This window comes from Streptomyces sp. NPDC007162 (assembly GCF_040634175.1).
In the GTDB taxonomy this organism is placed as follows: Bacteria; Actinomycetota; Actinomycetes; order Streptomycetales; family Streptomycetaceae; genus Streptomyces.
Genome location: NZ_JBEYFC010000377.1, coordinates 1 through 9041, shown reverse-complemented (window position 1 = coordinate 9041; position 9041 = coordinate 1). Strand labels below are relative to the sequence as shown.

The following is a 9041-nucleotide window of genomic DNA, read 5'->3' as shown; positions in this document are numbered from 1 at the left end:
CCGCTGCGCCTCGCCGCCCTGCTCGCCTGCTTCGTCGCCACCGGCGCGGTGTTCGGCTCGATGGAGGTCGTCACCATCGCCTACGCCGACGCGCAAGGCCACCAGCGCGGACCGTGACGCCACCGCCGCGCCGGGGCGCGCCGCCGTACGCGCCGCTCGTCCATGACCGCCACGCCGGACCCCGACGGCCGGGTCTGCCGCCGGGCTGCGGCGGGTGGCTGCGGCAGGGATGCCGGGATCAAGGCGCCCGGGATCAGCGGCCGGGCGTCAGCTCCGCCAGCTCCGCGTCGAACAGCCGCTCCACGTCGAAGCCCATGCCCGTGAAGTGCCCGGCGAGTTCCAGGGAGAGCACCCCGTGCAGCCGGGTCCAGAAGGCCAGTGCCCTGCGCAGCACTCCCGGCGGGGCGGGATGGCCCTCGGCCCACTGGCGGTGCTGGCTGAGATGCGCGGTGAAACCCGCGGAGGCCGGCGGCGGCGCCTCCAGCCCGGCCGCCGCGCAGACGTCGAGCAGGGCCGCCATGATCTCGCGGGCGATGGCGGTGATGTCGTCGGGCGCTTGGTATCCGGGAACCGGCGTGCCGTACACGAGGAAGTACCGCTGGGGGTCGTCCAGCGCCCACCGGCGCAGGGCGTGCGCGAGCCCGTCGAGGCCGGCTCCCGCTTCGGCGGTGGCGCGGAACGTGTCGGCCAGGCTGCGGTACGCGTCCCGGATCAGCTCGGTGATCAGTTCGTCGCGACTGCCGAAGTAGCGGTAGAGGGCGGGGCCGCTCATGCCGAGTTCCTTGGCGATGGCGTTCAGGGACAGGCCTGAGGCGCCGGACCTGGCCATCTGCCCCCAGGCGCGCGCCTTGATGTCCGATCGCACCTGGGCCCGGTAGCGCTCCCGAGGGCCCACCGCGTCCGCAGCAGCCGCCATGTCCGTCACTCTCCGTCCGCGATCCAGTGGATTCCGGGGTTCAGATTCGTTCCAACCTATCACTATCGGGACTACCTCTAGCAGGCGCAACGGCCACCCCCTCTGCGAATACTTGACACTATCGCGATGGCCAGTCATTTTAGTTATAGCTTCTAACGTAAGCGACGCAGTCTCGCGAACGCCCGAACTCGGAGGACGTCATGGAAACCGCAGCAACTCCCGGACCCGCCCGCAGCACCCGGCTCGTCGAGGTCGTCCTGCCCGGCACGGTGGAGCCCGAGGAGCTCCAGCTCCGGCACCGCGAGATCCCGGTTCCGGGCCCCGGCCAGGTCGTCGTCCGCGTGGAGGCCACCGGTGTCTCCTTCGCCGAGCAGCAGATGCGCCGCGGCCGTTACTACGACCAGCCGCCCTTCCCCTTCGTCCCCGGCTACGACCTGGTCGGCAGGGTGGAAACGGCCGGCGAGGGGGTCGCACGGGAGCTCGTCGGCACGCGGGTGGCGGCGCTGGTCAAGGTCGGCGGCTGGGCCAGTCACGTGCTGCTCGACGCGGCCGACGCCGTGGCGGTGCCGGCCGGGGTCGGCGCGGCGGAGGCGGAGACGCTGGTCGTCAACGGCATCACCGCCTGGCAGATGCTCCACCGCAAGGCCGGCGTGCGCAGCGGCGGGACGATCCTGGTGCACGGAGCCAACGGCGGGGTCGGCACCGTACTCGTCCAGCTCGCCCGCGCGGCGGGTCTGCGGGTGATCGGGACAGCCTCGCCCCGCCACCACGACGCGCTGCGCGACCTGGGAGTGACGCCGGTCGACTACCGCGACGAGGACGTCCCGGCACGGGTGCGCGAACTGGCCCCCGGCGGTGTCGACGCCGTCTTCGACCACCTCGGCGGCCGGAGCGTCGTCGACTCCTGGGGGCTCCTCGCGCCGGGCGGCACCCTCGTCTCCTACGGCAGCGCCACCACCAGGGACGACACCGGCTCCAAGCAGTGGCCGGTACTGAGGATCCTCGGCCGCGTGTGGCTGTGGAACGCGCTGCCCAACGGCCGGCACGCCTACTTCTTCAACGTCTGGGCGGGCCGCGCGTTCGGCCGGGACCGCTTTCGGGCCCGGCTGAGGGCGGACCTGACCGAGGTGTTCCAGGCTTTCCGGCGCGGCGAGGTCGGCGCGCACATCGCGGCCCGGCTCCCCCTGACCAGGGCCGCCGAGGCGCTGCGGCTCGCGGAGTCGGGGACGGTCGCCGGGAAGGTCGTCCTGGTCCCGGACACCGGCGACGGCCCGACCGCCGATCCGGCTCGGTGAACGCCGCCGGCACGGTGGACGTGGTCGACCCGGCGAACGTCGGCTCAGTGGCCGCCGCCCGCGGCCGCACCACCGTCCGCGAAGGCGCCGGGGTCCCCGAAGGCCAGTGCGGCGAAGCGTTCGCCGATGAGGCGGTGGGTGGCCGCGTCGGGGTGGAGCCGGTCGGGCAGCGGGAGTTCGGCGGAGTCTGCCTCGCCGTACAGGGCGCGGCCGTCGAGGTAGTGGACATGGAGGTCGTCGGCCGCGCGCTGGGCCACGATCCGGGCCAGCTCGTCCCGGATGACGTTCAGGGTGAGCTTGCCGGCGGCCCGCTCGGCCGGGTCGCCGACGGCCGTGAAGGTGAGCCGGCCCTCGCCGAAGGCGCTCAGGTCCATGGCGGTGGGGCCGGGGGTGTCCTCGTGGAGGGGGCACAGGATCGGCGAGACCACCAGCAGCGGGGTGGTGGGATGCCCCTCGCGGACGGTGTCGAGGAAGCCGTGCACGGCGGGACCGAAGGCCCGCAGCCGCATCAGGTCGGCGTTGACGACGTTGATGCCGAGTTTCAGGCTGATCAGGTCGGCCGGGGTGTCCCGGACGGCGCGGGCGGTGAACGGGTCGAGCAGGGCGCTGCCGCCCAGCCCCAGGTTCACCAGCTCCACCCCGCCGAGCGCGGCGGCGACCGCCGGCCAGATCGCGGTGGGGCTCGCCGCGTCGGAGCCGTGGCTGATGGAGCTCCCGTGATGCACCCACGTCCTGCGGCCGCGGTCGGGTACGGCGGCGAGCGGGGCGTCGGTGCGCAACGCGACCAGTTCGGTGGTCTCGTTGTGCGGCAGCCAGATCTCCACGTCCTTCGCCCGCCCGGGCAGGCCCGCGAAACGGAGGGTGCCGACGGGGCCGGGACGCACCTCCATCGTCCCGGCACCCATGTCGACGAGCTGGATCCTGCCGCCGGTCACCACGTCCTGACCGGCCAGGATGCCGTCGAGGAGGAGGTCGTACACGCCGTCCGGGCGGGGCGGGGCGCCGACGTAGTGGCGCTTGGTCGGCAGGGTGTCGAGTTCCAGCGCGGTGGCACGGGTGCGGAACACCAGTCGTACGCCGGAGGGCTGGGCCTCGACCATGGCGAGCTGCGGGTCGGCGCACTGCGCGCGGGCCCGGGGCGGGAGCCGGTGGGGCAGGATGCCGTGCTCGGTGCGTTCCAGGTCGAGGGCGCCGCGCAGGAGGTCGGCGGTGATGGGGGTGGTGATCCAGGACTGGTCGTGGTCGGTGTTCATCGCCTCTGCTTGCCTGTCTGGAGGGGGCGGGTCGGTCAGGTCGGCGCGGGCCAGTTGCGCAGCAGGGCGTCCAGGGCGTCGAGGATGCGGGTCCAGGACTGCTGACTGTCGGGGGCGCTGTGGCTGAAGCCGCCGCCGAGCTCCAGGTCGACGTAGCCGTGGAAGACGCTGCCGAGCATGCGGACGGCATGGGTCTGGTCCGGTTCGGTCAGGTCGTAGCCGCGCAGGATCGCCCGGGTCATCTGGGCGTGCCGGACGCCGGCGCTGCCGGCCGCCGTCTGCGCATCGAGGCGCAGCCGGGCCGCCGCGTAGCGGCCGGGGTGGGCGCGGGCGTAGTCGCGGTAGACGTCGGCGAACGCGAGGAGGGCGTCCTTCCCGGCCCGTCCGGCGAGCGCCTCGGCGGCCAGGTCGGCCATTTCCTCCAGTGCCAGCAGGGCGATCCTGGTCCGGAGGTCCTGGGAGCTCCTGACGTGCGAGTAGAGGCTGGCGACCTTCACGTCGAACCGTCTGGCCAGCGCCGAGACGGTCACCTGGTCGAAGCCGACCTCGTCGGCCAGTTCGGCTCCCGCCCGGACCAGTCGTTCCGGAGTCAGTCCCGCTCGCGCCACCGCCGCTCCTCCACTCCCCCGCCTGAGTTGATTATGCATTTACCTAAGACCTTTAGGCAAATTAGCGTGCAATATATGAGACAGCTGAGTGAGCAAGAGATCCGCGGCGCGTTCGTGAACTGCACCAAGGGCGCCGCGAAGCGCCTGAGCATCCCGCACGACCTGGACGAGCAGCCGTGGGCCGACCTGGACTACTTCGGCTGGCGGGATCCACAGGCACCCGACCGCGCCTACCTGGTGACCGAGCTGGACGGCCGCACCCTGGCCGTGGCACTGCGCTGCCCGAGCCCGTCCTCCTGGACGACCCGGCGCAGCATGTGCAGGATCTGCCTGACCACGCACACCGGGGGCGTCTCGCTGATGGTCGCCGCGAAGGCGGGGAAGGCCGGGCAGCAGGGCAACTCGGTGGGCGCCTACCTCTGCTCCGACCTCGCCTGTTCGCTGTACGTGCGAGGCAGGCGGGACGCGGGCGTCGGCGGGCACATACCGGAGTCGCTCACCCTGGAGGAGAAGATCGAGCGGACCGTGGCCAACCTCGCCGCGTTCCTCGCCAAGGTGACGGCCTGAGCGGGGACGGGCAAGGCCTGAGCCGGGACGTCCGCTACGGGAAGACCAGCCCCACTCCGTGGGCCAGCTGGGCGGCCGCATGCCGGAAGAAGCGCTCCCGGTCCTCCACGACACCCTTGAACTGCCCGAACACTTCGAACCCCACCAGCCCGAACAGCTGCGCCCAGGCCGCAGCCATGGCGACGGCCACCTCCGGCGGGAGGCCGGGCACCAGTTCCTCGGCCATGCGCCGGGCTTCGGGAGCGAGTTCGGCCGGTACGGGCGTACGGGCCAGACCGCGCCGTTCGAACGCCTCCCGCAGGATGCCGATCAGCACGAGGGCGACCCGGGCGGCGGGCGGGATCGTCGCCTCCGGCGCCGAGTAGCCGGGCACCGGAGAGCCGTAGATCAGCGCGTACTCGTGCGGATGCGCCAGCGCCCAGCGGCGCACCGCCTCGCAGACGGCGACCCAGCGCTGCGCCGGAACGACGTCGTGGGCAGCGGCGCGCGCGGCCTCCGCGGCCTCGCCCAGGGAGTCGTAGGCATCGATGATCAGGGCGGTGAGCAGGTCGTCGCGACTGGGGAAGTAGCGGTAGAGCGCCGAGGAGACCATGCCGAGCTCGCGCGCGACGGCCCGCAGGGACAGCTTCGCCGCCCCCTCGGCCGCGAGTTGTCTGCGCGCCTCGTCCTTGATGGCCGCGGTGACTTCCATCCTGGCTCGCGCACGGGCGCCCTGTGGGGTGGTCATGAGGGTCAGTTTGCCATGTTCGCGGAGCAGTGCACGCGTTGTGGAGCAGTGATCTCACATCAGTACGCAGCTCTCAAACCAGAGCGCCATCCACAAAGCAGTGCGCCGCTCAAAAAAGAGAGCACCGCTCTTGCCAAGGAGCACCGCTCACCCCCACACTGATGTCAAGCGAGAGCACCGCTCTCTCAGTCAAATGGGGGTCACGATGTCGTCGTCACAGTCGCAGCCGTCGTCCGAGCCGTACTACGCCGAGGCCAACCCGATGGCCGTCCGGATGAACAGCCTCGTCGGCTGGCTGGCCCGGCACGGGATCAGCCTCGCCGGCAGTGCGGAGCTGTCCGTGCGCGGCCGCAAGAGCGGCCGGATGCAGCGCGTCCCGGTCAACCCGCACACGTACGACGGCACCCAGTACCTGGTCTCGGCGCGCGGCAACTCCCAGTGGGTGCGGAACATGCGCGTGGCCGGCGGCGGGGAGCTCCGGGTCGGCCGGAAGGTGCGCGAGTTCACCGTGGCGGAGCTTCCCGACGCCGAGAAGCTGCCGGTGCTGCGTACCTACCTGGAGAAGTGGGGCTGGGAGGTCAAGCAGTACTTTCCCGGGGTGACGGCCGGATCCTCCGACGCGGAACTCCTCTCGGCCGGTGCCGACCACCCCGTCTTCCGGATCAGCGTCACGAAGTGACGGCATCCTCGTCGGCCGTGTTCTCCGTGGCCGGCTCGTCCTCGGCCTTGACCTTGGCCGCCGGCGCCGGGTCGAAGGCCGTGAGGGCACGCTGGGCCAGCGGATGGGAGCGGACGAGTTCGCCCAGGGAGGTCCGGCCCTGGGTGATCTCCTTGAACGCCCGCCAGGCCGGCCGGAACCCGGTCAGCGCCGCGTGGAACAGGCCGGGACGGCGCTCGAACGCCGCGAGCATGCTCTTGCCGACGCTCATCTCGACGCCGAGGCCAGCCTTGATGGCGAAGGCGTAGTTCAGGGCCTGGCGGCGGGTGTCCACGGCGTCATGGGCCTCGGCGATCCGCACCGCCCACTCCCCCGCGAGCCGCCCCGAGCGCAGCGCGAAGGAGATGCCCTCGCGGGTCCACGGCTCCAGGAGCCCGGCCGCGTCACCGCACACGAGCACCCGGCCCCGGGAAAGCGGCGAGTCGTCGGCGCGGCAGCGGGTCAAGTGGCCCGAGGAGATGCTCGGTTCGAAACCGGCCAGGCCGAGCCGGGCGATGAAGTCCTCCAAGTAACGCTTGGTGGCGGCGCCTTCGCCGCGCGCCGAGATCACCCCTACGGTCAGCGTGTCGTCCTTGGGGAAGACCCAGCCGTAACTGCCGGGCATCGGGCCCCAGTCGATGAGGACCCGGCCCCGCCAGTCCTCAGCGACCGTCTCCGGCACCGGGATCTCCGCCTCCAGGCCGAGGTCCACCTGGTCGACCTTCACCCCGACGTGCGCCCCTATCCTGCTGGCGCTGCCGTCGGCGCCGACCACCGCGCGGGCCAGCAGGGTCTCGCCGCCCTGGAGGACGACGGCGACCGTGCGCCGGTCCGGTACGGCCGAGCCGTGCTGCTCGACACGCTGCACGGCGGCCCCGGTGCGCAGTTCGGCGCCCGCCTTCTGGGCGTGCTCGACCAGTTGCTGGTCGAACTCGGGGCGGTTGATCAGCCCGAACATCATCTGCTTGGAGCGGCGAGTGCGGGTGAACCGTCCGTTGTTGGAGAAGGTGACCGCGTGCACCCGGTCCTTGAGGGGCAGCTCGAAGCCGGGCGGCAGCGCGTCGCGGGAGGGACCGATGATGCCGCCGCCGCAGGTCTTGTAGCGGGGCAGTTCGGCCTTCTCCAGCAACAGCACGCGCCGTCCCGCGACCGCCGCCGCGTAGGCGGCCGAGGCGCCCGCCGGTCCCGCGCCCACCACGACGACGTCCCACACCCGCTGCGCGTCGTCCGCCTGCACGTCGTCCGCCGAAGAATTCTCGCCGCTCACGATGGTCCGCTGCTCCGATCAAGCCGTAGAAGCCGTATCAAGCTGTATCAAGCCGTGGGCCGGGCCCGGTCCGTCCATGTCCATGGGCCGACACCTGTCACCCGTCCCCCCGCATCCTACGGCGGAGATCGCCGCAGGCCACTGTGGGAGGATCGGTGTACACACCAGTTCAACGTCGCACCCACGAGGAGCGTGCCCATGTCGTCCAATCCGGTCGTCGAGACCGTCGCCGCCTTGCTGCCCCGGGCGAAGGCGGAGCTCGCCGAGCTGGTGGCCTTCAAGTCGGTGGCGGACTTCGCCCAGTTCCCGAGGAGCGAGAGCGAGGGGGCCGCGAACTGGGTGGCCGACGCGCTGCGCGCCGAGGACTTCCGGGACGTCGCCGTACTGGACACCCCGGACGGCACCCAGTCGGTGTACGGCTACCTGCCCGGACCTGAGGGTGCCAAAACGGTCCTGCTGTACGCGCACTACGACGTGCAGCCGCCGTTGGACGAGGCCGCCTGGACAAGCCCGCCGTTCGAGCTGACCGAGCGGAACGGCCGCTGGTACGGGCGCGGTGCCGCCGACTGCAAGGGCGGCCTGATCATGCACCTGCTGGCGCTGCGTGCGCTGAAGGCGAACGGCGGTGTGCCGGTCCACGTGAAGGTGATCGCCGAGGGCTCCGAGGAGATGGGCACCGGCGGCCTGGAACGGTACGCCGAGCAGCACCCGGACCTGCTCACGGCGGACACGATCGTCATCGGTGACACGGGCAACTTCCGCGTCGGGCTGCCGACCGTGACCACGACCCTGCGCGGTATGACCCTGGTGCGCGTCCAGATCGACACGCTCCAGGGCAACCTGCACTCCGGGCAGTTCGGCGGCGCCGCCCCGGACGCCCTGGCCGCGCTGATCCGCGTGCTGGACTCGCTGCGCGCCGAGGACGGTTCGACGACGGTCGACGGGCTCACGCCGGAGTCGGGCTGGGAGGGTCTGGAGTACGACGAGGAGCAGTTCCGCAAGGACGCGAAGGTGCTGGACGGCGTCGGGCTGATCGGTGACGGTTCGGTCGCGGACCGCATCTGGGCCCGTCCAGCGGTCACGGTGCTCGGCATCGACTGCCCGCCGGTCGTCGGCGCCACCCCGTCGGTGCAGGCCGGCGCCCGCGCCCTGGTCAGCCTGCGGGTGCCGCCGGGCGTGGACGCGGCGGAGGCGAGCAAGCTGCTCCAGGCCCATCTGGAGGCGCACACGCCGTGGGGCGCGCGGGTGCGGACGGAGCCGGTCGGCCAGGGCCAGCCGTTCCGTGCCGACACCACGAGCCCGGCGTACCAGGCCATGGCCGACGCGATGAAGGTCGCCTACCCGGGCGAAACCATGCAGTACGCGGGTCAGGGCGGCTCCATCCCGCTGTGCAACACCCTCGCGAGCCTCTACCCGCAGGCGGAGATCCTGCTGATCGGCCTGAGCGAGCCGGAGGCGCAGATCCACGCGGTCGACGAGAGCGTGTCCCCCGAGGAGCTGGAGCGGCTGTCGGTGGCGGAGGCGCTCTTCCTGCGCAACTACGCGACGGGCTGAATCGCTCTGTCCACGGCAGAGGACCCTCGTCTGCGGACGGGGGTCCTCCCTACGTTCGGCAGATGGATGTCATCGAGCTGCTCCCCCGGCTGCACCTGCTGCGCTTCCCGGTGGGTCAGGCCTACCTGTGGCACGACCCGGACACCGGCACCTCGAC

General features: G+C 72.0%; 9 protein-coding genes and 1 pseudogene. 5 read left to right on the top strand and 5 right to left on the bottom strand.

Annotated features, from left to right (window positions below; all coding sequences use genetic code 11):
- Positions 1 to 253: 253 nt before the first annotated feature.
- Positions 254 to 916: a TetR/AcrR family transcriptional regulator gene (locus tag ABZ646_RS32985; protein ID WP_360527088.1), complete on the bottom strand. Its 663-nt coding sequence runs from the start codon at positions 914 to 916 to the stop codon at positions 254 to 256.
- Positions 917 to 1116: 200 nt separating this feature from the next.
- On the opposite strand from ABZ646_RS32985, the gene ABZ646_RS32980 reads away from it, so the two are divergent.
- Positions 1117 to 2211: a medium chain dehydrogenase/reductase family protein gene (locus ABZ646_RS32980; RefSeq protein ID WP_360527085.1), complete on the top strand. Its 1095-nt coding sequence runs from the start codon at positions 1117 to 1119 to the stop codon at positions 2209 to 2211.
- A 44-nt stretch (positions 2212 to 2255) separates the two neighbouring features.
- Here the strand turns inward: ABZ646_RS32980 and ABZ646_RS32975 are convergent, their stop codons facing one another.
- Both ABZ646_RS32975 and ABZ646_RS32970 read right to left on the bottom strand, forming a co-directional pair.
- On the bottom strand, positions 2256 to 3464 hold the full coding sequence (locus tag ABZ646_RS32975; protein ID WP_360527082.1) for a GDSL-type esterase/lipase family protein: 1209 nt from the start codon (positions 3462 to 3464) through the stop codon (positions 2256 to 2258).
- 35 nt (positions 3465 to 3499) lie between these two features.
- Positions 3500 to 4072, bottom strand: coding sequence for a WHG domain-containing protein (locus ABZ646_RS32970; protein WP_360527079.1), 573 nt, complete (start codon positions 4070 to 4072; stop codon positions 3500 to 3502).
- 75 nt (positions 4073 to 4147) lie between these two features.
- Here ABZ646_RS32970 and ABZ646_RS32965 point away from each other — a divergent pair, with 75 nt between their 5' ends.
- Entirely contained in the window at positions 4148 to 4639 is a 492-nt protein-coding gene (locus ABZ646_RS32965; protein WP_360527076.1) for an FBP domain-containing protein, read from the top strand.
- Between the two features lie 34 nt (positions 4640 to 4673).
- Here the strand turns inward: ABZ646_RS32965 and ABZ646_RS32960 are convergent, their stop codons facing one another.
- Positions 4674 to 5366 (bottom strand): TetR/AcrR family transcriptional regulator, encoded by a 693-nt coding sequence (locus ABZ646_RS32960; RefSeq protein WP_360527073.1) that lies wholly within the window; start codon positions 5364 to 5366, stop codon positions 4674 to 4676.
- Between the two features lie 205 nt (positions 5367 to 5571).
- Between ABZ646_RS32960 and ABZ646_RS32955 the strand changes: the two genes are divergently transcribed.
- Complete coding sequence (locus tag ABZ646_RS32955) at positions 5572 to 6045, top strand: nitroreductase/quinone reductase family protein (RefSeq protein WP_360527070.1); 474 nt, start codon at positions 5572 to 5574, stop codon at positions 6043 to 6045.
- Here the strand turns inward: ABZ646_RS32955 and ABZ646_RS32950 are convergent.
- Positions 6035 to 7330, bottom strand: a complete 1296-nt coding sequence (locus ABZ646_RS32950) for a geranylgeranyl reductase family protein (RefSeq protein ID WP_360527067.1) — start codon at positions 7328 to 7330, stop codon at positions 6035 to 6037. The genes ABZ646_RS32955 and ABZ646_RS32950 overlap by 11 nt on opposite strands.
- Positions 7331 to 7528: 198 nt before the next feature.
- Between ABZ646_RS32950 and ABZ646_RS32945 the strand changes: the two genes are divergently transcribed.
- Together ABZ646_RS32945 and ABZ646_RS32940 are read left to right on the top strand one after the other, a co-directional pair.
- A complete protein-coding gene (locus ABZ646_RS32945; RefSeq protein WP_360527064.1) occupies positions 7529 to 8884 on the top strand; it encodes a dipeptidase in 1356 nt (451 codons plus the stop codon).
- 62 nt (positions 8885 to 8946) lie between these two features.
- Positions 8947 to 9041, top strand: a pseudogene (locus tag ABZ646_RS32940) (MBL fold metallo-hydrolase); the annotation flags it as partial.

Excerpts from the sequence above, each read along its gene's own strand:
- ABZ646_RS32985 (WP_360527088.1), bottom strand. The coding sequence starts at position 916 with ATGGCGGCTGCTGCGGACGCGGTGGGCCCTCGGGAGCGCTACCGGGCC.
- ABZ646_RS32980 (WP_360527085.1), top strand. The coding sequence starts at position 1,117 with ATGGAAACCGCAGCAACTCCCGGACCCGCCCGCAGCACCCGGCTCGTC.
- ABZ646_RS32975 (WP_360527082.1), bottom strand. The coding sequence starts at position 3,464 with ATGAACACCGACCACGACCAGTCCTGGATCACCACCCCCATCACCGCC.
- ABZ646_RS32965 (WP_360527076.1), top strand. The coding sequence starts at position 4,148 with ATGAGACAGCTGAGTGAGCAAGAGATCCGCGGCGCGTTCGTGAACTGC.
- ABZ646_RS32960 (WP_360527073.1), bottom strand. The coding sequence starts at position 5,366 with ATGACCACCCCACAGGGCGCCCGTGCGCGAGCCAGGATGGAAGTCACC.
- ABZ646_RS32955 (WP_360527070.1), top strand. The coding sequence starts at position 5,572 with ATGTCGTCGTCACAGTCGCAGCCGTCGTCCGAGCCGTACTACGCCGAG.
- ABZ646_RS32945 (WP_360527064.1), top strand. The coding sequence starts at position 7,529 with ATGTCGTCCAATCCGGTCGTCGAGACCGTCGCCGCCTTGCTGCCCCGG.